19 protein-coding genes and 1 tRNA gene are annotated in these 22,437 nt (G+C 67.7%); 1 reads left to right on the top strand and 19 read right to left on the bottom strand.

All coding sequences use genetic code 11. The annotated features are described in order from the left end of the window. Positions 1–7 precede the first annotated feature (7 nt). Together polA and RM25_RS07185 are read right to left on the bottom strand one after the other, a co-directional pair. A complete protein-coding gene (gene polA / locus RM25_RS07180) occupies positions 8–2,686 on the bottom strand; it encodes a DNA polymerase I (protein ID WP_052809139.1) in 2,679 nt (892 codons plus the stop codon). Positions 2,687–2,792: 106 nt separating this feature from the next. After that, positions 2,793–3,416, bottom strand: coding sequence for an ANTAR domain-containing response regulator (locus tag RM25_RS07185; RefSeq protein WP_013161403.1), 624 nt, complete (start codon positions 3,414–3,416; stop codon positions 2,793–2,795). Between the two features lie 219 nt (positions 3,417–3,635). Between RM25_RS07185 and RM25_RS07190 the strand changes: the two genes are divergently transcribed. Next, a tRNA-Leu gene (locus tag RM25_RS07190) sits at positions 3,636–3,718 on the top strand. A 233-nt stretch (positions 3,719–3,951) separates the two neighbouring features. Here RM25_RS07190 and pyk read toward each other — a convergent pair. The 17 genes from pyk to RM25_RS07275 all read right to left on the bottom strand — a co-directional run bounded on the left by pyk (position 3,952) and on the right by RM25_RS07275 (position 22,385). Continuing rightward, positions 3,952–5,451, bottom strand: coding sequence for a pyruvate kinase (pyk, locus tag RM25_RS07195; protein ID WP_013161404.1), 1,500 nt, complete (start codon positions 5,449–5,451; stop codon positions 3,952–3,954). Between the two features lie 249 nt (positions 5,452–5,700). Then, positions 5,701–6,621 carry an RluA family pseudouridine synthase gene (locus RM25_RS07200; RefSeq protein WP_044636240.1) on the bottom strand — a complete coding sequence of 307 codons (921 nt, stop codon included), beginning with the start codon at positions 6,619–6,621 and terminating at the stop codon, positions 5,701–5,703. Continuing rightward, positions 6,618–7,163: a signal peptidase II gene (locus RM25_RS07205; protein WP_044636241.1), complete on the bottom strand. Its 546-nt coding sequence runs from the start codon at positions 7,161–7,163 to the stop codon at positions 6,618–6,620. The genes RM25_RS07200 and RM25_RS07205 overlap by 4 nt, the downstream gene beginning before the upstream one ends. A gap of 56 nt (positions 7,164–7,219) precedes the next feature. Beyond that, positions 7,220–7,648: a TraR/DksA family transcriptional regulator gene (locus RM25_RS07210; RefSeq protein ID WP_013161407.1), complete on the bottom strand. Its 429-nt coding sequence runs from the start codon at positions 7,646–7,648 to the stop codon at positions 7,220–7,222. Between the two features lie 74 nt (positions 7,649–7,722). Then, the gene (locus RM25_RS07215; protein WP_013161408.1) at positions 7,723–8,721 is read right to left on the bottom strand and encodes a coiled-coil domain-containing protein; all 999 of its coding nucleotides are present in this window, start codon (positions 8,719–8,721) and stop codon (positions 7,723–7,725) included. Positions 8,722–8,857: 136 nt separating this feature from the next. After that, positions 8,858–9,151 (bottom strand): YggT family protein, encoded by a 294-nt coding sequence (locus RM25_RS07220; RefSeq protein WP_013161409.1) that lies wholly within the window; start codon positions 9,149–9,151, stop codon positions 8,858–8,860. Between the two features lie 3 nt (positions 9,152–9,154). Then, the gene (locus RM25_RS07225; protein ID WP_013161410.1) at positions 9,155–9,676 is read right to left on the bottom strand and encodes a cell division protein SepF; all 522 of its coding nucleotides are present in this window, start codon (positions 9,674–9,676) and stop codon (positions 9,155–9,157) included. Positions 9,677–9,827: 151 nt separating this feature from the next. Then, positions 9,828–10,616 carry a purine nucleoside phosphorylase YfiH/LACC1 family protein gene (locus RM25_RS07230; RefSeq protein WP_013161411.1) on the bottom strand — a complete coding sequence of 263 codons (789 nt, stop codon included), beginning with the start codon at positions 10,614–10,616 and terminating at the stop codon, positions 9,828–9,830. A 9-nt stretch (positions 10,617–10,625) separates the two neighbouring features. After that, complete coding sequence (ftsZ, locus tag RM25_RS07235; protein ID WP_013161412.1) at positions 10,626–11,867, bottom strand: cell division protein FtsZ; 1,242 nt, start codon at positions 11,865–11,867, stop codon at positions 10,626–10,628. A gap of 217 nt (positions 11,868–12,084) precedes the next feature. Then, the gene (locus RM25_RS07240; protein ID WP_044636243.1) at positions 12,085–12,816 is read right to left on the bottom strand and encodes a cell division protein FtsQ/DivIB; all 732 of its coding nucleotides are present in this window, start codon (positions 12,814–12,816) and stop codon (positions 12,085–12,087) included. Next, a complete protein-coding gene (gene murC / locus RM25_RS07245; protein ID WP_013161414.1) occupies positions 12,813–14,255 on the bottom strand; it encodes a UDP-N-acetylmuramate--L-alanine ligase in 1,443 nt (480 codons plus the stop codon). Before murC ends, RM25_RS07240 begins: the two co-directional genes overlap by 4 nt. Beyond that, positions 14,252–15,352 carry an undecaprenyldiphospho-muramoylpentapeptide beta-N-acetylglucosaminyltransferase gene (murG, locus tag RM25_RS07250; protein WP_013161415.1) on the bottom strand — a complete coding sequence of 367 codons (1,101 nt, stop codon included), beginning with the start codon at positions 15,350–15,352 and terminating at the stop codon, positions 14,252–14,254. Before murG ends, murC begins: the two co-directional genes overlap by 4 nt. After that, complete coding sequence (locus RM25_RS07255) at positions 15,352–16,617, bottom strand: peptidoglycan glycosyltransferase FtsW (protein ID WP_013161416.1); 1,266 nt, start codon at positions 16,615–16,617, stop codon at positions 15,352–15,354. The genes murG and RM25_RS07255 overlap by 1 nt, the downstream gene beginning before the upstream one ends. Before the next feature lie 192 nt (positions 16,618–16,809). Then, positions 16,810–18,309 (bottom strand): UDP-N-acetylmuramoyl-L-alanine--D-glutamate ligase, encoded by a 1,500-nt coding sequence (gene murD / locus RM25_RS07260; RefSeq protein WP_036942427.1) that lies wholly within the window; start codon positions 18,307–18,309, stop codon positions 16,810–16,812. Next, positions 18,291–19,367 (bottom strand): phospho-N-acetylmuramoyl-pentapeptide-transferase, encoded by a 1,077-nt coding sequence (mraY, locus tag RM25_RS07265; RefSeq protein ID WP_044636244.1) that lies wholly within the window; start codon positions 19,365–19,367, stop codon positions 18,291–18,293. The genes murD and mraY overlap by 19 nt, the downstream gene beginning before the upstream one ends. Further along, positions 19,364–20,848, bottom strand: coding sequence for a UDP-N-acetylmuramoyl-tripeptide--D-alanyl-D-alanine ligase (locus RM25_RS07270; protein ID WP_230579917.1), 1,485 nt, complete (start codon positions 20,846–20,848; stop codon positions 19,364–19,366). The genes mraY and RM25_RS07270 overlap by 4 nt, the downstream gene beginning before the upstream one ends. A gap of 1 nt (position 20,849) precedes the next feature. Then, positions 20,850–22,385 (bottom strand): UDP-N-acetylmuramoyl-L-alanyl-D-glutamate--2,6-diaminopimelate ligase, encoded by a 1,536-nt coding sequence (locus tag RM25_RS07275; protein ID WP_230579918.1) that lies wholly within the window; start codon positions 22,383–22,385, stop codon positions 20,850–20,852. Positions 22,386–22,437 lie beyond the last annotated feature (52 nt).

The following is a 22,437-nucleotide window of genomic DNA, read 5'->3' on the forward strand; positions in this document are numbered from 1 at the left end:
AACGGACTCAGTGGGCTGCGGCGTTCCAGCTGCGGCCATAGCCGAAGGACACGTCGAGGGGCACCGTCAACTCGATCGCATGCTTCATCTTGTCGCCGACGATCTGTTGCACGCGGTCGCGCTCCCCCGCCGCCACCTCGAGCACCAGCTCGTCATGGATCTGCAGCAGCATGCGGCTCCTGAGGCCCGAGGCCGACAGTTCCTGCTCGACCTGGAGCATGGCGGTCTTGATGATGTCAGCCGCGGTGCCCTGCATCGGGGCGTTGAGGGCCATGCGCTCCGCCATCTGGCGACGTTGGCGGTTCGACGAGTTCAGGTCGGGCAGATAGCGACGCCTGCCCAGCATGGTCTCGGTGTAGCCCTGCTTGCGGGCCTTCTCCACGAGGCTGTCGAGATAGTCGCGCACGGGCCCGAAGGTCTGGAAGTACTGGTCCATCAATGCCCGCGCCTCGGGCACCGAGACGTTCAACCGGCTGGACAGCCCGTAGGCCGACAGGCCGTAGGCGAGCCCGTAGTTCATCTGCTTCACGCTGGAGCGCTGGGCCGGCGTCACCTGCTCGACGGGCACGTCGAAGACATGCGAGGCAGTCATCGAGTGGAAGTCGGCACCCGATGCGAAGGCATGGATCAGCGTCTTGTCGCCGGAGGCCGCCGCCATCACCCGCATCTCGATTTGGGAGTAGTCGGCGCTCATCAGGCCCTCGAAGCCCTCGCCGGGCACGAAGGCATCGCGGATGCGGCGTCCCTCGGGGGTGCGGATGGGGATGTTCTGCAGGTTGGGGTCGGTGCTCGACAGGCGGCCGGTGCCCGCCACGGTCTGCACATAGGTGGTGTGGATGCGCCCGTCATCGCTGGTCGACTTGATGAGGGTGTCGATGATCTGGCGCAACTTGATGGTGTCGCGATAGGCCAGCAGGTGCTCGAGGAAGGGATGCCTGGTCTTCTGGTACAGCTTCTCCAGGGCGTCGGCGTCGGTGGTGTAACCCGACTTGGTGCGCTTGGTCTTCGGCATGTCGAGCTGGTCGAACAGCACCGCCTGCAGCTGCTTGGGCGAGCCGAGGTTGATCTGGGTGCCAATGGCCGCGAACGATGCCTGCTCAGCGGCCTGCACGCGCGCGTCATATTCGCTGCGCAGCTGGTCGAGCACGTCCATGTCGATGGCCACGCCCCGCTGCTCCATGCGCGCCAGCACACGTTCCAGCGGCATCTCGAGGCTGTGCAGCAGGCCGCGCTGGCTGGTGTCGTCGAGCTCGCCGTCGAGCACCCCGGCCAGCTCCGCGATGGCGCGTGCCCGCAACATGGCGGTCTCGGCGGGTTGGCGTTCGGACCCGAAGTCGAGGGTCTCCTGGTTCACCTGCTCGGAATCCTGGACCCGCAGCTCGCGTCCCAGATGGCGCAGGGCAAGGTCGTCCAGGTCGTAGCTGCGCTGGTCGGGACGCAGCAGGTAGGCGGCCAATTGGGTGTCGCTGTCCAGTCCCGCAAGGTCGAGCTGGCGTGCCCACAGGGCCAACAGTGGACCCTTGGCGCCGTGCATGGCCTTGGTCGCCTGCGGGTCGGTGAGCCACGCCGCCAGGGCCTTCTCGTCGTCGGGGGTCAGTTCGGGCACGTCGACGCATGCGGCGTCATCGCTGGTCGTCGCGAAGGCCAGCGTGTCGATGTCCCCGGTTCCGGCGCCCCAGTGCCCGGTGGCCTCCACGCCGATCGGGTCGTCGCTGCGATGGGCCGCGAACCAATCACCGAGCCTGCCCGGCTCCGGACGGGTGACCTCGAGCTCGAAGCCCTCCTCACCCTTGGTCTCCCCCGCCTCGGGGAAGACGCTGAACAGGCGGTCGCGCAGGGTGCGGAACTGCAGGACGTCGAAGACCTCGTGGACGGCCTCGCGATTGATCTCGGCCCGCGCCAGGCCCTCGACGTCGACGGGCAGCTTGAGGTCGGTCAGTTCCCGGTTGAGCTCGCGGTTGCGCTTCACATCGTCGAGGTGCGCCCGCAGGCTGTCGCCCACCTTGCCCTTGATCTCGTCGGCGTGGTCGAGCAGGTTCGCCAGGTCGCCGTACTTCGCCAACCACTTGGCGGCCGTCTTGGGGCCGACCCCGGGCACGCCGGTGAGGTTGTCACTGGTGTCGCCGACCAGTGCGGCCAGCTCCGGATAATGGGTGGGGCTGACGCCGTACTTGGCCTCGACGGCCTCGGGCGTCATGCGTGACAACTCGGAGACGCCCTTCTTCGGATAGAGCACCGTGGTGTTGTCGTCGACCAGCTGGAAGCTGTCGCGGTCCCCCGACACGATCAGGTTCTCCCAGCCCTTCGCGTCGGCCTGGGCCGACCAGGTGGCGACGATGTCGTCGCCCTCGAAACCCTCGAGCTCGGCGTGGGCGATGCCCATCGCGTCCAGCACCTGCTTGATCAGCCCGATCTGGCCGGAGAACTCCTCGGGGGTCTTCGCGCGGGTGCCCTTGTAGTCCTCGTAGATGTCGGTGCGGAAGGTGCGTCGTGAGACGTCGAAGGCCACGCCCAGATGCGTCGGTTCCTCGTTGCGCAGCAGGTTGATGAGCATCGACGTGAAGCCGTAGACGGCGTTCGTGTACTGCCCGGTGGAGGTGGAGAAGTTCTCCACGGGCAACGCATAGAACGCCCGGAAGGCCATCGAATGGCCGTCGATCACCAGCAGTCGCGCAGTCTCAGTCACGTGCCGAGCCTAGGGCGTGACGGTGACATCGCGCATCCGCCCGCCCGCTCCACGGACCTGTGCGTGGGCCGATGCGTGCTCGCGCCAGTGCCCCGGCGCGCGGCCCTCACTCGGAGGTGGTGTCGGCCTTCTCGTGCTGCACGACGCCCTCGGCGACCTCGCGCATCGACTTGCGCAGGTCCATCGCCGTCTTCTGGATCCAGCGGAAGGCCTCGGGCTCGCTCATGCCCAGGGTGTCCTGCAGGATGCCCTTGGCCTGGTCGACGGCCTTGCGCGAGGCAAGGCGGTCCTCCAGCGTGCCGACCTCCTCGTCGAGTGCCACGATCTCGGAGAACCGTGCCTGGGCGATCTCGATGGCCGGCACCACATCGGAGGAATCGAAGGGCTTGATCACATAGGCCATCGCGCCGGCCTCGCGGGCCTTCTCCACCAGATCGCGCTGGCTGAAGGCGGTGAGCATCACCACGGCGGCCAGGCGTTCCCCGGCAATCTGCTCGGCGGCGGTGATGCCGTCCATGACGGGCATCTTCACGTCGAGCACGACCACGTCGGGCTCAAGTTCCTTGGTCAGCTTGACGGCGGTCGCGCCGTCGCCGGCCTCACCCACCACGTCATAGCCCTCATCGGTCAGCAGTTCGACCAGGTCGAGCCTGATCAGCGCCTCGTCCTCGGCGACGAGCACACGAGTCCGCTTCTGGGCGGGCTGCTTGTCGGACTTCTTCGTCACCATGTGCCTAATCCTGTCTACCTCTATCGTGGGCCACCGACCACACGCCTGAACGAGTCTATCGTCTGCAAACCCCGGATTGGACCACCGGCCCCGCCACCGCGCCGGGCCCCGCGGTCGGCCGCACCCGGGAAACCCGCGGCCCCGGACAGTGGGGCGAGCATCCGCGCCGCCGCCGGCAAGTCGTCCCGGACGCACGATTGTGCCAGAATAGTTCCGCTCGCCCGAGTGGCGGAATGGCAGACGCGGCGCACTCAAAATGCGCTGTCCGAAAGGGCATAGGGGTTCGACTCCCCTCTCGGGCACCCTTCATCCCTCATTGACCGCACAGCACCGGTCCTGCACGGCACCAGTCCTGCATGACACCGGCCCTGCGGGGCAGATCCATTGCGTCCCACGACGCTGCGGGCTGCTGCCAGCGCCCTGCCCCACATGACACTGCCTACACGTCATTGCCCACATGCAACCGCCCACATGCCACTGGCGGCGCCATGGCCGAAGCCACGACACCGCCAGAAGTCATTTGCGAGGGCCCTTGTCAGCGCCTGTCGTTGGCCACCACGGTGCCATCGACGGGACCATCCTCGCCGCGCATATAGCTCGGCAGCTTGACCTTCTCGACCCAGTCGATCGGCTTCAGCCGGTGGATGCGCATGGTGTTGGTCTTGCCGACCATGCCGATCGGGGAACCGAAGATGATCACCACGACGTCGTCGGGTGCCGCCAGACCGAGGTCCTGCAGGGTGCGGTTGACGGCGGTGACCATTTCCTCGTTGCTGGAGTAACTGGGGGTGTGGAACACCTGGGCGCCCCAACACAGCGTCAGCCACTGGGCGGTCTTCGCCTCGGGGGTGAAGACCAGCAGCGGAATGTCATTGCGCAGCCGCGACATGCGGCGTGCGGTATCACCCGACTGGGTGAAGGCCACCAGGAACTTGGCTCCCAGCTGCACACCCGAGGTGGCGGCAGCCATGGCAATGACGCCGCCGGTGGTGTGGGGATCCCACTTGATCTTCGAGATGTCGGTGAGGCCCTCGCCCTCGGTGGTGGAGACGATATTGGCCATCGTCTCCACGGTGGTCACCGGGAAGGCACCCACCGAGGTCTCGCCGGACAGCATCACGGCATCGGCACCGTCGAGCACGGCATTGGCCACATCGGAGGCCTCGGCGCGGGTCGGGCGCGGATTGCTGATCATCGAATCCAGCATCTGGGTGGCCACGATCACCGGCTTGGCCCACTTGCGGGCCTTGCGGATGATGGTCTTCTGCACCAGCGGCACCTGCTCGAGGGGCATCTCGACACCCAGGTCGCCGCGGGCAACCATGAAGCCGTCAAAGGCGTCGATGATCTCGTCGAGGTTCTCGATGGCCTGCGGCTTCTCGAGCTTGGCGATCACCGGCAGGTGCATGTCCTCCTCGTCCATGATCTCGTGGACGCGGTCGATGTCGGCGGCATGGCGCACGAAGGACAGCGCGATCATGTCGAAGTCGTTGCGCAAGGCCCAGCGCAGGTCGTTCTCGTCCTTCTCGGACAGCGCGGGCACGTTGACGGCAACGCCGGGCAGGTTGATGCCCTTGTGGTTGCTCACGGGGCCGGCAACGGTGACCTTGGTGATCACATCGGTGTCGGTGACGCCGGTGGCCTCCAGCTGGATGTTGCCATCGTCGATGAGGATGCGGTCGCCGGCCTTCACGTCGGCGGGCAGTCCCTTGTAGGTGGTTGACGCGCGGTGGGCGTCGCCGGGGACGTCATCGGTGGTGATGATGAACTCCTGGCCGAGCGCGAGCTCGGCCTTCCCGTCGGCGAAGACACCCAACCTGATCTTGGGGCCCTGAAGGTCTGCCAGCAGGCCCACGGTCTTACCGACCGCCTCGGCCGCGGCACGCGTCTCCTCAAGGCGACGCAGGTGTTCGGAATGGTCCCCGTGGCTCATATTGAACCGGGCCACATCCAAACCCGCGTGAATCATCTCTTCCATACGCTCCTGGGTCGACGTTGCCGGCCCGAGCGTGCACACAATCTTGGCTCTACGCACACCCAAACCCTACCCGGGACGGTGCTGACGGCCCTGCTCCGGCCCCCCGGATGGGAGAACGTTCACAGGACGTTCATCGCCGAGGGCGAACGCGCCACGACGGGGAGGCAAGCCCGGCGGCCGGCCGGCCGAGGCCCGGACCCGTGGTCGCTCGGCACATCCGCTGCGCTGTTTCCCCGGCCGCGATCCACTCGCCGCCGGGCCTTCGGGACCGCGACTCACGCGTCACCGGACCTTCGGAACCGCGACTCACTCGTCGCGGAGGGCCTCCAGGGCGTGCTGCAGGTCTGCGGGCGGATCGGAATGGTATTCGACGTGCTCGCCGTTGCCCGGATGCACGAAGCCCAGGTCGGCGGCGTGCAACCACTGGCGCTCGAGCCCCAGCTGGGCGGCGAGCACGGGATCGGCACCGTAGAGGGGATCTCCGACGCAGGGATGGTGCAGTGCGGCGAAATGCACCCGGATCTGGTGGGTGCGTCCGGTCTCGAGGTGCACCCGCAGCAGCGAGGCCCCGCGCATCATCTCGACCGTCTCGTAATGGGTGACGCTGGGACGCCCATCGGCGGTGACCGCGAACTTCCATTCCGAGCCCGGATGGCGTCCGATGGGCGCATCGATGGTGCCCTCGCTGGCGTCCAGGTGGCCCTGCACCAGGGCCAGGTAGTACTTGTCGACGGTGCGGTCGCGGAAGGCGCGCTTGAGCAGGGTGTAGGCCCGCTCCGACTTCGCCACGACCATCAGCCCCGAGGTGCCCACGTCCAGGCGGTGCACGATGCCCTGCCGTTCCGCGGCCCCGGAGGTGGAGATCCGGAAGCCGGCACCGGCCAGTCCACTGACCACATCGGGCCCGTCCCATCCGACCGACGGATGGGCGGCGACGCCCGCGGGCTTGTCGACCACCACGATGTCGGCATCGTCGTGCACGATGCGCATGCCCTCCACGACGGCCGGCGTGACCCGCGCGACCCGGGTGGGTTCCGACAGGTCGATGTCAATGGTCTGTCCCCCGCGCACCCGCTCGGAGGCCTTGACGACGGTGGAGCCGTCCAGCAGCACCTTCCCCTCACCGATGAGGTCGACGACACGTGAACGCGACAGGCCGGTCATCCGGGCCGCGGCGGCATCGATGCGCTGGCCCTCCAGGCCGTCCGGGACGAACAGGACGCTCACGATGACCCACCTTCCTGATGGTCTTCCCGCCGGTGGTCGGTGGCCGCGACGGGCTCCGGGCGCCCGGAGCCCGGGCCGGGACCCGCATGATCAGCGCGCAGCAGGTAGATGGCGAACAGCACCACCGAGCAGGTGATGAACACGTCCGCCACGTTGAACACGGCGAAGTGCTGTACCGAGATGAAGTCGACCACGTGGCCGCGCAGGAATCCGGGCGGACGCACCAGGCGGTCGGTGAGGTTGCCGGCGATGCCGCAGGCGACCATGCCTGCGCACAAGCTCGTGAGCCATCCGTGGGCGCGCGGCCATCCCCAGCCGATGACGGCCACGAGGGCGGCGATGGACAACACGGAGAACACGATCGTCACCGAACTGCCCATGGAGAAGGCCGCACCGGGATTGAGCACCAGCTGCAGGCTGACCCAGCCATTGAGGAAACTCGGACCATCCGTGGTCGCGAGGTGGGTGAGGGCCAGCTGCTTGGTCCACCGGTCGAGGGCATAGCCGACGAGTGCCACCGCCACCATGGCGGTGCGCATCATCGTCAGCGGTCTCGTCGTCGACTGTCCGGGTGTGGCCACGTCTGCAATGCGCCGGCTCAGCGCCGTTCCAGGCGCGTCTTGCACTTCACGCACATGGTGGCCTTCGGGAAGGCCTCGAGGCGTGCCTTGCCAATCGGATTTCCGCAGTTCTCACAGAACCCGAACTGACCCTCATCGAGGCGACGCAACGCCGACTCGTTCTGCTCCAACAACTCACGCGTATTCGCGTTGAGGCTCATTTCCTGGTCGCGCTCGAAGTTGGACGATCCGACGTCGCCGGGATCCTTCCCGGTGGCCTCGATGCCCTCGTCCATCAGCGTGGCCAATTCCTCATCCGAGGTCTCAACGGCCTTGCGCATGCGTGCGATTTCCGAGACCAGCTCCTCGCGGACCTCGGCAATCTCCTCCGCAGTCCACGGCTTCTCACCCTCGAGGACTGGCAGGTCGACTGTGGTTACGGACGCTGTCTTGCCCTTCACTGCCATCAGTTCCAACTCTCTTGGTCGTGGATTTACAACTGATGGCAGAGGCTACACCCGCCGTCAAGCCCGGCAGATGCCTACTCGGACTTACGGTCTTCCAGCAGTGCGTGCAGGCGCGGGCTATCGTCCTCGGACTCCGGCGACAGGCTCAGCTTGGAGAACCTGCTCAGCGAGCTCTCCAGCTCGTTCTTGATGGTGGTGCGGTAGTCGGACTCGAAGCCGCGCAGGGCCTTGATGCGGTCAGCGAGCTGGTCGCGCTGAACCTCCAGCGCCTGGAACAACTCCGTGCGCTTTGCGGCGACCTCGGAATCCAGGTTGTCGGCGCGACGCTGTGCGTCGCCGGTGATGCGCTCCGCGTTGTTACGCGATTCGTAGTCGAGCCGCGCGGCCTTCTGGGTGGCTTCCTCGACCATGGCGTCCGCCTTGGTCTTGGCCTCGGAGCGCGTGCGCTCGGCATCGGCATTGCTGCGGGCCACCAGGCTGTCGGCCTGTTCGTGGGCCTCCGAGACCAGCTGATCGGCCTGCTGGGTGGCCATCTCGAGCAGTCGGGCTGCCCAAGCGCCTGCCTCGGCGGAAGCGGTCACGGTGATGTGCTGCTCGCCATCGGCCGACACGATCGGCTGCGATGCGGTGGCGGCCGCTGCGTTCTGCGCCGCCCGCGACTGGGCCTCGGACAGCTGGCTGCGCAGGCCCTCGAGCTCATTGCGCAGATGCTCGTTCTCGGTGGTGAGCTGCTGGTTGGCGGCCGAATCACGACCACCGGAGGTGCGCAGCTCGTTGAGCTGGCCCCGCAACTGCTCGTTCTCGCCGGTGAGGCGCTCCACATCAGAGGTGAGCTTCTTGTTGCTCCCGGTGAGGTCCTCGATCTGGCTGGTGAGCTCAGAGACCTTGGCGTCATCGCTGCCGGTTGCAGCGCCGCCCTGCTTGAGCTTGTCCAGTTCCTCGGTCAGCTGCGCATAGCTGACCTCAAGGTCATCCATGAACTTGTCAACCGAACTGGCACGGTAGCCATCCTCATTGGGCTTACGGGCCAACGGGAAACGAATACTGCGGACCTCATCAAGGGACAGCGTCATTGTGCGCTCCAAACCTCGCTGCTGTGATTCTCTTACCCGCAACTGCGGGGACACCGAAAGAGGCTACCCTTCCGGAACCCACCAGGTCGCGCCGACCCGGCAAAGCTCGACCCTTGGTTGAGGGTCGAACGGGGGCTCAGGCGAAGATGACGAGCACTCGTTGGGCCACGATGATGGCCAGCACGACCACGAGGAATCCCATGTCCAACCCGACCGAGCCGATGTGCACCGGCCGGATGACGCGACTCACGAATTTCAGGGGCGGATCGGTCAGTGTGTAGATGATCTCGAAGATCACCAGGATCGGTCCCCGGGGGCGCCAGTTCGGCGCGAACAGGGGAACCCACGACATGATGGCTCGCACGAACAGCAGCCCAAGGTACACATTGAGCAGGATCAGCAAAACGCGCGCGGTGTAGGCGATCAGCACGGGTCAGCTCTGGTTGAAGAAGCTCGAGGTGGCCAGGCGCTGCTTGTCCTCGGCGGTGACATTGACGTTGCGGGGGCTCAGCAGGAAGACCTTCGAGGTGACGCGCTCGATGGAGCCGTGCAATCCGAAGATCAGCCCGGCGGCGAAGTCGACCAGCCGCTTGGCGTCGGAGTCGTCCATGTCGGTGAGGTTCATGATCACCGGCGTGCCGTCGCGGAAAGCCTCCCCGATGGTGCGGGCCTCGTTGTACGTGCGGGGTCGAACGCTGATGATGCGGGCCAGGTCCGCAGTCTGGGTCACCTGGGCGTGGGGATGGTCCTTCGTTGCCACATCGGTGGTCGCGGCACCCGTCTCGACGCCGGCACCGTTGGCGGCCAACTCGCGGACGGGGGGCTGCTCAGCACCGGCCTGGCCGTCCTCGATGTACACGGATTCGGAGTACTCCTCCTCGGGGGCTTCCTCGTCGTAGCGGTCGTCGGTCACAAGACCCAGCCATACTGCGGCCTTTTTGACTAGTTCCGGCATGAAGAGCCCCTTCTCCTTGCGTCGCGCCCCATCAGGTGTGCGGCACCCAAGAGGTTACCCGGTTGGCCAGCGCGCCACACGGCGCATTGCGGCGTGGCGCCCTGAATTCGATGACCCCGCGCACGCCACGACGCGACGGCCGTCGGGCGGCTCACGACGTGCTCCCGTCGCGCCAGATGAGGCCTATCTGGCGTCCGGCGCGGCCCCTGCTCCCCCGGTGGCTGAACAGGGTGTCGGGGTGCTCCAGGGTGCAGGGATCGACACGGTGCACCCGCACCCCGGCCGCCTCGAGCACCGCCTGGGTGCCTGCGCCGAGGTCGAGCGAGGCCGTGTGCCAGCGACTGCGCGCCCGCAGGGCGGGCAACGCCCGGTAGGCCTGGGCGGCCATGTCGTCGGGCACCTCGTAACAGCGCCCACAGATGTGGGGACCCACCCATGCCTCCAGCGACGTGGCACCCCGGGAGGCCATGGCGTCGACGGTGGCCTGCAGCACCCGGGTCAGCAGGCCGACGCGCCCGGCGTGGGCCGCACCGATCACCCCGGCGTGCACATCGGCCAGCACCACGGGAACGCAGTCGGCCACCCGAATGGCCAGGGGCACGTCGGGCAGCGTGCACACGATGGAGTCGGCGACCGGCACGGGAGCACCACCGGGGACCAGGTCACCCAGCCAGCCCTCAGGGCCCTGGAGGTCATCGACCCGATCGATGTGGCGAATCATGGTGCCGTGCACCTGATGGACCGTCTGCAGGGGCGCGATCCCCAGCCGGGCGCGCAGCAGGGACATATTGGTGCGCAATGCCGCGAGCTCGTCGACGTCGGTGCGCCCGAAGTTGAGGGACCTGAATCCGCCCACGGACACGCCGCCACGCCGGTCGGTGAAGGCCACGCCCACATCGCCGACCCCGCGCGGCGTCGGCTCACGCAGGTAACTGAACATGGACCAGTTCTACTTCATGAAATCAGGAACGTCGAGATCGTCGTCATCGTCGGGCGGCAACTGCGTGCGCTGGGGAGCGGGCTGTGCCGGCGGATTGGTGCGTCGGGTCGGCTCATCGAACTCGGGGCCGGCCTCGGGGGCGTGGCCCTGGGGAACCAGGGGCGTGCGCACCGTGGTCTCCGGTTGCGCCGCGGGGGCCTGTGCGTGGGCGGGTGCCTCGCCGGCTCCCGGGTTCTGGCGCGGGGTGGCCGTCGGGTTCGGACTGGCGGCGGGCTTGCGCACCTTGCCGTCCTGGGGACCATGGTTGGCGTCAAAGCCGGCCGCGATCACGGTCACGCGCACCTCATCGCCCAGGGCGTCGTCGATCACGGTGCCGAAGATGATGTTGGCGTCGTCGGCGGCAGCCTCCTCGATGAGGTTCGCCGCCTCGCTGACCTCGAACAAGCCCAGGTCGGAACCACCGGCGATCGACAGCAGGACTCCCCTGGCACCGTCTATGGTCGCCTCCAGCAGCGGGCTGTTGATGGCCTGCTCGGCGGCGGTGCGGGCACGGTCCTCGCCGCGGGCCGAGCCAATGCCCATGAGGGCCGAGCCGGCGTCGCTCATGACCGACTTCACGTCGGCGAAGTCAAGGTTGATCAGCCCCGGAGTGGTGATCAGGTCGGTGATACCCGAGACGCCCTGCATCAGCACCTGGTCGGCTTGCTTGAAGGCGTCCAGGATGGCCACCTGGCGGTCGGTCATCTCCAGCAGCTTGTCGTTGGGGATGACGATCAGGGTGTCGACCTCTTCGCGCAGGCGCTGGATGCCCTCCTCCGCCTGCTTGGCCCGACGCTTGCCCTCGAAGCCGAAGGGGCGCGTCACGACGCCTATGGTCAGGGCCCCCAGGGAACGGGCCAGCTTGGCCACCACGGGTGCGCCACCGGTGCCGGTGCCACCGCCCTCGCCAGCCGTCACGAAGACCATGTCGGCCTCCTTGAGGGTGGCCTCGATCTCGTCGGCGTGATCCTCGGCCGCCTGGCGGCCCTTGTCCGGATCGGCGCCGGCGCCGAGTCCGCGGGTGAGCTCCCGGCCGATATCGAGCTTCACATCGGCGTCGCTGAGCAACAATGCCTGCGCGTCGGTATTCACCGCCACGAATTCAACGCCCTTGAGGCCTTCTTCGATCATGCGGTTCACCGCATTGACGCCACCGCCGCCAACGCCCACCACTTTGATGACCGCCAGGTACTTTTGCGACGCTGCTGTCACGAGAGTCCGCCTCTTTCTTGCTGATCGTGCCGAATCAACGACCGTGTCGAAATGCTCATGAACGCTCTTCGTTCCACCGACACGGGCGGCCCGCTGCGCAGTGTCAGGCTATGGAAGGCCGGGCGGGGGTGTCCACTGGGACCCTGCCACCCGCCTGAGAGCCTCAACCATGGGTCGAGACATTGGGGCTTTCGCAGCATCTGCACAGCCGATCCACCTATTTCACCGCGGGATGCGACACCGATGAGATGTCGAAGGTTGCGCCGCCCTGTCCCAGCAATACGGGCAGCAGGGCCGCCTTGTCGCCGGATTGGTCCGCACTGCCCCAGAACACCGCCTGGTCATTATCCAACTGCAACAGGATGTTGTCACTGGAACTGGCGGAAACCGACTGCACCCGCGTCTTGACCTGGGGGCTGAGGGAGTCAAGCGCCGTGGCCACATCAGCGCGCAATTGCTGGCTGGCATTGCCCGGCAGGTGGGCGATCGGGGCCTGTTGGGAATCCTTGGTCATATTGAAGACCGCTCCGGTCTCATCGGTCCACTGGAAGCTGCCGGCGTCCTGCGCCTGGTAGACGAGCTTGCGTTCGGTGACCTGCAGGGTCACCGAACTGGGCCAGGAACGTGTCAGGTGGCAGGAGGCCATCACCGGCAGCTTCACGACGCGCTGTTCGATCGCGTGGGCATTGAGTCCGGCCAGCGAGCTCCCCTTGGCGATGCCGGCGGCCTGGCGCACCTGGTCATCGGTGACCACGTGGGCACCCTCGACGTTGACCTGGGAGACGGTGAGGAAGGGGGAGAGGTAGAACACCCATCCGATCACCAGCAGCAGGCCGACCGCCGCGGCGGTCCAGCCCAGTCGCCGCCGACGCCTGCGCAACCGGGCCTGGCGGCGCACCTGGAGTGCGGGATCGATAGCGGCGGGCGGCAGGACCGGGTCGGCGCTCACCGGTTCTCCCGGGAATGGCGCTTGCGGAGCAGCCGTAGCAGCATCGGACCCACCAATGTCACATCACCGGCACCCAGCGTGAGGACGAAGTCACCGCCGCGCACCAGCGCAGCCAGTTCGACCGGAAGCTCGGCCTTGTTCGGCACGTAGTAGGTGTCGGCGCCCGCTTCGACGGCGGCGTCGGCCACCAGCTTGCCGCTCACTCCGGGCACCGGTTCCTCGCGGGCGCCATAGATGTCGGTGACTACCACCAGGTCGGCCAGGGCCAGGGCCCGGCCGAACTCGGTGGCGAATTCCCGGGTGCGGCTGTACAGGTGCGGCTGGAAGCAGGCCACCAGACGGTGGTCGCCAGCCACCCGGCGTCCTGCGTTCAGGGCCGCGCGGATCTCGGTCGGATGATGGGCATAGTCGTCGAAGACGTGCACCTGCCCGTCGGGCAGGGTGGCCGAGCCCAGGGGCTGGAAGCGGCGCAGGGTGCCAGCAAATGCCTGCGCACCCCGCAGCAGGTCGTCTGCGGCCAGCCCCAGGAGTCGTCCGGTCACGAAGGCGGCTGCCGCATTCCACAGGTTGTGGCGCCCCGGCACCGACAGGCGCAAGGCGTACTCATGGCCCTGGAAATGCAGGGTGGCCGAGGAGTGCATGCCGGAGAACTCGATGTCGGACAGACGTGCGTCGGCGTCGTCGGCCTCCCCGTAGGTGGTGACCGTAGGCCCCGACGCAAGGCGCCGCAGTTTCCCGGTGAGCTCCCGGGCCCCGGCATCGTCCGCATCGATCACGACGTCGCGGACGGTGGGTCCGGTCGCGAAGCGCTCGAACCCGCGCGCATAGTGCTCGGCGCTGCCCCAGTTATCGAGATGATCGGCCTCCACATTGGTGATCACCGCGATCCGGGTGGGGTACTGCAGGAATGAGCCGTCGGATTCGTCGGCCTCGACGATGAAGGGCGTGCCCTTCCCGATCCTGGCGCTCTCCCCCGTCGACGCCAGCGGGGAACCGACCACATAGCTGGGGTCGGCGCCGGCGGTGGTGGCCATCGTGGCGATCATGGCCGTGGTGGTGGTCTTGCCATGGGTGCCGGCCACCGAGACCGCCTCGTGGTCGAGCATCAGCGCGGCCAGGGCGGCGCTGCGGTGCCAGACGCGAAGGCCCCGTTCGCGGGCCGCGACGAGCTCGACGTTGTCGGGGTGGATCGCGCTGGAGATCACCACGGTGTCGACGTCCTTGAGCTGGGCGGGATCGTGCCCCACCCAGATGGTGATGCCATCGTCGTGCAGTTGCTCGAGGGTCTTGGAGTCAACCTGGTCGCAGCCACTGACCGGCACGCCCAGCTCGTGGTAGGCCAATGCCAGCCCGCTCATGCCCGAGCCGCCCATGGCGATGAAGTGCACCGCCCCGAGCTCGGAGGGACGCACCAGCCGGATCGGTTCGCGCAAACTCATCGTGAGGCCTCCTGCAACACCACGTTCGCCACTCGCTGGGCGGCGCCCGCAGGCATGACGCGCTGCGCGGCCTCCCCCATGGTGGACAGGCGGTCCGCGTCGTTGATGAGCGGTACCACCTCCCTGATCAGGCGCTGCGGGCCCAGCTCGTCGTCAGGCACGATGATCCCGGCGTCGGCCCCCACCAGGGGGGCGGCATTGCGGGCCTGCTCACCATTGCCGATCGGCAGGGGCACCATGATTGCCGGCAGGCCCACCACGGCCGTCTCGACGACGGTGCCGGCACCGCTGCGGGCCAGCATGAGATCGGCGGCTGCATAGGCCGAGGCCATGTCGTCGACATAGGCCACCGGGTGGTAGCCGGCTCCGGTCTGCTGATCGGTCACCGGCTTGTCGTCATGGAAGTTCTTCAGGCCCAGCACGTGCAGCACCTGGACGCCGGCGGCCAGGAGTTGGTCACGGGCCGCCACGGTTGCGCGGTTGATGGATCGGGCCCCCGAGGAGCCGCCGCTGACCAACAGCACCGGCAGGTCACGGCGCAGCCCGAAGCTGTCCCGGGCCGGGCCCCGCCGCGCGGAGCGACCCTGCTCGGCCAGCTCGGCGATGGCATCGCGCACCGGCAAGCCGACGCGCTGGGCATGGGGCAACCGGGTGTCGGGGAAGGTGGTGAGCACGGCCGCCGCGAAGCGTGCGGCGATGCGATTGGCCAGTCCGGGCAGGGCATTCTGCTCGTGTACCACCACCGGCACGTGCATCCGGCGCGCCGCCAGGTAGACCGGCATCGACACATAGCCCCCGAAGCCGATCACGACATCGGCGTGGGCTGTGCGCAGGATGCGCGAGGCCGCGCGGACAGCACCCACCAGCCTCGTGGGCACCTTGAACAGGTCGGCATTCACATGACGGGGCAGGGGAACCGGCGGAATGAGTTCCAGCCTCAGTCCGGCCTCGGGGATGACGCGGGTTTCCAGGCCCTTGGCGGTGCCGACGCAGACCAGGGAGCCACCCGGGTCGGCCATGGCCAATTGCTCCGCCGTGGCGATCAACGGCGAGGTGTGCCCCGCCGTTCCGCCGCCGGCCAACACGACGTTGACCATCACCGCCCCTTCCTGTCGACCACCGATGTCACCCGTACCGGCTCTGCAGCCGGCGGGCGTTGGGTATTCAGCGCGACCTTCGCATCCGGCTCGTTCCTGGCGGCGGCGAGCAGGACGCCCACACCCATGAGGTTCGCCAGCAGGGATGAGCCGCCGTAGCTGATGAACGGCAGGGGCACGCCCATCACCGGCAGGAGCTTCATGGCCACCGCGATGTTCGCACAGGCCTGCACCAGGAACCATGCGGTGATGCCGGCTGCGGCAAGGCGCCAGAAGGTGCCCTTGCTGCGCAGTGCAATGCGCACCCCCGCGATGCCGAAGACCAGGAACAGCACGATGAGCGTCAGGGTGCCGATGAGCCCCATCTCCTCACCGAGCACGGCAAAGACATAGTCGTTGAGCACCCCGTCGTACAGGCCGCCCCACTTCATGCGGGAGCGTCCCAGCCCCACGCCCCACCAGCCACCGGTGGCCAGGGCGTAGATCGAGTGGAGGGGCTGCTCCGAGGATGCGCCGGAGCCCGACAGGAAGGCCTTGACCCGGGCCATCCGGTTCGCGCTCGTGACGACCATGCCCAGTGCACCCAGGCCGGCCACGCCGATGATGCCGGCGAGGGTCCATCCCGGTGCGCCGACGAACCACAGCATCGCGATCATGATGGCAACGATGATCACGGCGGTGCCCAGGTCACCCCCGGCCAGGACCATGCCGAGCACGACGCCGAAGCCCACCAGGTAGGGCACGAAGAGTCGCTTCGGCTCGCGGATGGTGGTGCCCCGGGTGGCGAGGATCGCGGCGGCCCACACGATGAGCCCGAGCTTTGCGAACTCGGCCGGCTGCATGCTCAACGGACCGAGGTAGAGCCAGTTGCGATTGCCCTTGGAGCTGATGCCCGAGGGAGGCGTTCCGAGTGGTGTGAGGAGCACCAGGAGCTGGGCAGCCATGGATCCGATGAGCACCACCCAGCCGAACAACTTGAAGAAGTCCTCACTGCGCCGCGCCAGCCAACCGCAGGCGAGGACCCCGGCGATCAGGAAGGCGACCTGGCGGGTGAAGAAGTAGTAGGAATCATTCATGTTCGCCGCGGCATAGGCCGACGACGAACTCAGCACCATGATCACACCCAGCGCGAGCAGCAGGCCCGAGCAGGTGAGCAACAGGTAGTAGTCGGCCAGCGGGTGCGCGAAGGCACGCGACAGGGACGATGCCCCGCCCCCGGACGTGTCCGGGTCCCGCGTTGCGCGATCATCGGTCGCGGTCGACATCAACCCTCCCCCTGCCTGTGCCCCATGTACCTGTTGCCAGTGCCTGTGTCCACGTGCCTGTGTCCATCCGTCCTGCGTCCATGCGTCCCCGGCGTCGGGACGTCATGGGCTGCGCCCCGGGCGCTGGTGCGCCACTCCCGGGTGCCACGCCGTCGGCACTGCGCGCAGATCAGGGCGTCTGGCCCGGACGGACTAGGCGTCACCCGATGCCAGCAGACTCTTCACGGCCCTGGCGAAGTCGTCACCGCGCGCCGCGTAACCGGTCCACATGTCCTTGCTCGCCGCTCCCGGCGCGAGCAGGACGGTATCGCCGGGACGTGCCATGCGGGACGCCTCCTGCACCGCCTGATCCATCACCCCAGTCTGCTTCCCGTCCAGCACGACCACCGGCACCCGCGGGGCGTGTCGCCGCAAAGCATCGGCAATGACCTGCCGATCGACGCCCAACAGCACCACCCCGCGCAGGCGCTTGGCATGGCGGGTGAGCAGTTCGTCGAAGCTGGTGCCCTTGGTCTGTCCACCGGCGATCCACACGATGTGCTCGTAGGCGCGCATCGAGGAATTCGCCGCATTGGGGTTGGTGGCCTTCGAATCATCCACCCAGGTGATGCCATCGGACTGGGCGACCGTCTCAATGCGGTGTCCACCCAGGTGCAGGTCACGAAGGCCCTGTGCGACGGCCCGCGGGGGAACCCCGAAGCTGCGGGTCAGGGCCGCTGCGGCCAGCGCATTCTCCACGTTGTGGGGCGCGAAGGGATGCACATCGGACAGCGCTGCGACCGGCATGGCCGAGGTCTGTCGTTCCTGTACGAAGGCCCGGTCGACGAGCATGTCGTCCACCACGCCCACCTCGGCGACCTTGGGAATGCCCAGGGTGAAGCCGATGGCGCGGGCGCCCTCGATCACCTCCGCCTCCTCGACCATCGTCCGGGTCGCGGGTTCGGCGACGTTGTAGACGCATGCCGTGCGCACATTGTGGAAGATCTTCGCCTTGTCGGCCCCGTAGGCCACCATGGCCGCGTCGGTGTCACCGGCATAGGAGTACCACTCCAGGTGGTCGGCATGCAGGTTCAATGCGGCCGCCGAGTACAGGCTCAGGGAATCCGACCAGTGCAGCTGGAAGCTCGACAGCTCCACCGCCAGCACGTCGTACCCCGCCGGGTCGTTGATGGCCTCGATGATGGGCCGTCCGATGTTGCCCACGGCGGCCGACTTGTGGCCGGCGGCTCGCAGGATCGAGTCCACCATCTGGGTGGTCGTCGTCTTGCCATTCGTGCCGGTGATTCCGATCCAGGGAATCACGCGGTCGGGATGCATGAGGCGCCACGCCAGTTCGGGTTCGCCCCAGATGGCCAGGTCCCGCGAGGCCGCGGCCGCCAGGAGCGATTCGTCGGGACGCCAGCCCGGTGAGGTGACCACCACATCGGCGTCGGACGGCAGGTGCTGGCTGGAACCCGGCCCGAGCCGCAGCGTGGCACCGAGGGTCTCGAGGATCCTGGCATGGTCGTGCATGGCCTCGGCATCCACGTCGTCGATCACCGTGACGCGTGCGCCCAACTCGAGCAATGCGTCGGCAGCGGCGAAACCCGACGTGCCCAGGCCGGCGACCACCACATGTGCCTGCGGCCAGGGCGACGTCCGATCGGCCCCAGCGATCCATTCCTTGACCGAAGTCACCATCCCCACACCCAACCGCCATAGAACAGACCGAGTGCCGTGGCGACGGACACCCCGCAAATGATCCAGAAACGCACCACGACGGTCGGCTCGTCCCACCCGACGAGCTCGAAGTGATGGTGCAGCGGTGCCATCTTGAACACGCGCTTGCCATGCGACAGCTTGAAATAGCCCACCTGGATCATCACCGAGAGCGTCTCGATGACGAACAGCAGGCCGAGCACGATCAGCAACAGTTCGGTGCGCGTGAAGATCGCCAACCCGGCCATTGCCGCACCCAGGGCGAGCGAACCCGTGTCACCCAGGAAGATCTTGGCGGGTTTCGCATTCCACCACAGGAAGCCGAAACAGGCCGCCGCCAGCGCAATCGCCACCACCGCCAGGTCGGAGGGATCGCGCACGTCGTAGCAACGCGGCAGGTGGCTGCCGGTCAGGCACCACTGGTTCGACTCGAAGATCGCGATCAGCGCGAAGGCACCGAAGACCATGGTGGAGGCCCCGGTGGCAAGCCCGTCGAGGCCATCGGTGAGGTTGACCGCATTGGACGCGGAGGTGATTAGGAAGGTCATCCACAGGATGGCCAGCACCACGGGCAGCCGGAGCCAGTCGATGTCATGCAGGAAGGAGACGTACTGGCTGGCCGGGTGCGAACGGACATCGCCCGCGGCGGCGGGGAAGATCAGGGACAGCACCCCGAAGGTAACGCCGATGGAGAGCTGGCCGATCAACTTGCCGCGGGGCTTCAGCCCCAGGGACCGTTGCTTGGAGATCTTCCTCCAGTCGTCCAGGAAGCCCAGGAAACCGGTGGCGACGAGCACCCCGAGTACGAGCACCCCCGACACGGTGATGCGGGTATTGGTGATCAGGTGCGACAGGAAATAGGCGAGCACGGCCGCAGCGATGACCACCAGGCCCCCCATCGTGGGGGTGCCACGCTTCTTGCGGTGACTGGTGGGTCCGTCGTCGCGGATGAATTGCCCATAGCCGCGGTGCACCAGGAAGACAATGAAGAACTTGGTGCCGATCAGCGTTATCAGTAACGCCAGAACTCCCGCTCCGAGGATCGTGATCATCGCGGGAGTTCCTCCTTACCGGCCGCGTGATGGGTTGTAGCGGCATCAAGCGAAAGCAGCTGCGCAGTGATGTCCTCAAGGGCCATCGAGCGGCTGGCTTTCACCAGCACAATATCGCCCGGGACGAGCTCGAGGCTGTCAGCCACCTCCTCCTTGCGTGCCGCACGCGCCTGTGCGCCGCCCTCACGGGCCGCTTGCGCCATCGTCCCGGCATGGTCGCCCAGGGCAATGACGATGTCGATCCCCAGATCGGCGGCCAGCCGGGCCACCCGGGCGTGCAACCGCGCGGACTGGGTGCCCAGCTCGCCCATCTCCCCCAAGATCGCGATGGTGCGGGCCCGGGGATATTCGTCGTGCCGCGCCGCGCCCATGGCAGCCACCGCATGCAGTGCCGCAGCCATGGAATCCGGGTTGGCGTTGTAGGAATCATTGATCAGGGCGATGCCGCCGCGCAGCTCATGGAGTTCCATGCGCAGCGGAGAGCGGGTGGTCGCCGTGCTGAGTGATGCGGCCACGGCGGCGGGATCGAGCCCGGCCGCCAGCGCCATCGTGGCCGCAGCCGTAGCGTTGAGCACCTGATGGGCACCGATCAGGCGCAGCCGCACCGGGTGCGTACTGGTCGCGCCGCCGCGGGTGACCCGCAGCTGGAAGGAGCCCCGCTGCAGGGCATCGGTGGTGATGTGGTCGGCGCTGACGAACAGTTCGGCGTCGGAGGCCCGTGCGGCACCGGTTGTGGTCCAACGGGCGATATGGGCATTGGTGCGTGGTGCCATCGCGGCGACCCGTGGGTCGTCAGCGTTCAGCACGGCCCAGCCATCGGCGGGAAGGGCCTCGACGATCTCGCCCTTCGCCTCGGCGATGGCGTCCTGACTGCCGAATTCGCCCAGATGGGCGGTCCCGACATTGAGCACGGTGGAGATCCTGGGCGGCACGATGCGGCACAACGTGGCGACATCGCCCTTGCCCCGCGAACCCATCTCGCTGACCAGGTAGCGCGTGGTGGCGTCCACCCCGCACGCCGACAGCGGCACGCCGATCTCGTTGTTGTGGTTGCCGGCCGGGCTGACCGTGGGGCCGGTGGCCTCCAGCACCTGGGCCAGGAGGTCCTTGGTGGACGTCTTGCCGCTGGACCCGGTGATCGCGAAGGTGATCAGTCCACGCGCCAGTTCGGTGGCCACCACGCCGGTGGCCAGGGCGGACAGTCCTCTGCCGGCATCCTCGACGATCAGGCGGGGAAGCCCGGCCGTGACGTCGTGGCCGACCAGCGCCGCAGCTGCTCCGGCACCGGCGGCCTGCGGGGCCAGGTCGGCGCCGTCGACATGCTCGCCGGGCAGGCCGACGAACAGCGCACCGGGCGTCACCTGATGCGTGTCAATAACCACCTGGGGTCCCACCGGCACGGCGGCACTGCCCTGCAATCGACAGGGCGTGCCATGGGCCGAGACCAGCTCGGCCAGATCGCCGGTAGTAGTGACACGCACGTCAGATTCCCCTTGTCCTTGGTTTTTCGTGGTCTGCGGGCGCAGCATCCGGATGGTCGGACGTCCAGGCCTGCTGCACGACGGTGACGTCATTGAAGGGGTGCAGCACCCCGTTGATCTCCTGGGTGGTCTCATGGCCCTTGCCGAGGATCGCGACGGCGTCGCCGGCGTGTGCCATCCCCAGCGCCAGGCCGATGGCATGCCTGCGGTCGAGTCCGTCGATCACCTCGGTGTCGGGCACCTGCCGGGCCCCGGCCAGCACCTCGGCCCGGATCGTGGCAGGGTCCTCGGTGCGCGGGTTGTCATCGGTGACCACCACCACGTCGGCGTGGCGGGCGGCGGCCACGCCCATCGGTCCGCGCTTGGCCTCGTCGCGATCGCCACCGGCCCCCAGGACGACGAGCGTGCGTCCGGGAAGGGCCGACAGCGCAGACTCGACGGCCTGCGGGGTGTGGGCGAAATCCACATAGACCCTGGGGCTGTCCGGCCCCAGGTCAACGCGCTGCATGCGTCCTGGAACCAGCGCCTTCTCCAGGCCGGGCACAGCCCGGTCCAGGTTGACGCCAGCCTGGGCGAGCACGGCAATCGTGGTGGCGGCGTTCGCGACGTTGTACTGGCCGGGCAGGGCGATATCGAAGGCCATCGCCTCACCGGGCGTAGCGAGTTCGATGTGTTCCCCGCCCTCGATGGTCGGCGTCGAGTCGAGCACCCGGTAGTCGCGCTCCGGATCAAATCCCGTGGTCACCACGTGCGGGGCACCGGCCGCGTCGGCACGCTCCACCAGGATCCTGCCCCACGGGTCGTCGCCGTTGATGACTGCGCGGCTTGTCATGGTGGGGCGGAACAGCTTGGCCTTGGCCTCGAAATAGGCCTCCTGGGTCTTGTGGAAGTCGAGGTGGTCGCGTCCCAGGTTGGTGAAGGCGGCCACGTCGAAGTGCACGCCCTCGACACGGTCCAGGGCCAGCGCGTGCGAGCTGACCTCCATCACGATGGCATCGGCGCCACCCTCGCGCATCACGGCGAACAGGGCCTGCAGGTCGCAGGACTCGGGCGTCGTGATGGTGCTGCGTGAGCTGGGCAGTGGCTCGCCCTCGAGCCGGAAACCGATCGTGCCGATGGTGCCGACGCGGTGGCCGGCGGCGATCAATGCCCCTTCGATCAGGAAGGCACAGGTGGTCTTGCCATTGGTGCCGGTGATCCCGATCATCAACAGGTCGCGGGTGGGGTCGCCGAACACGCGGGCGGCCATGTGTGCCATCGCCACCCTGGGCTGCTCGGCCACCACGATCGGCAGTCCGGCGTCGGCGGCCAGTTCCGCGCCCTCGGCGTCGGTCAGCAGGGCCACTGCCCCGAGCGCTGCCGCCTGCGCGGCGAAGTTGGCGCCATGCGTGCGGGTGCCCGGCAGGCCGACATACAGGCTGCCCGGCAGCACGGAGCGTGAATCGAGGTAGACGTCGACGATCTGCAGGTGATCGGCGCCGGCCGGAAGGCGGACCGACAATCCGTCCGCAGCGCCGGCCAGTGAAATGGGTTGCACATGTGCCGGCCGTGCTGCGCGCGGGCGGTTCGTGGGGTTCTGATTTGTCGTC

The sequence above is a fragment of the Propionibacterium freudenreichii subsp. freudenreichii genome, assembly GCF_000940845.1.
GTDB classification, from domain to species: Bacteria; Actinomycetota; Actinomycetes; order Propionibacteriales; family Propionibacteriaceae; genus Propionibacterium; species Propionibacterium freudenreichii.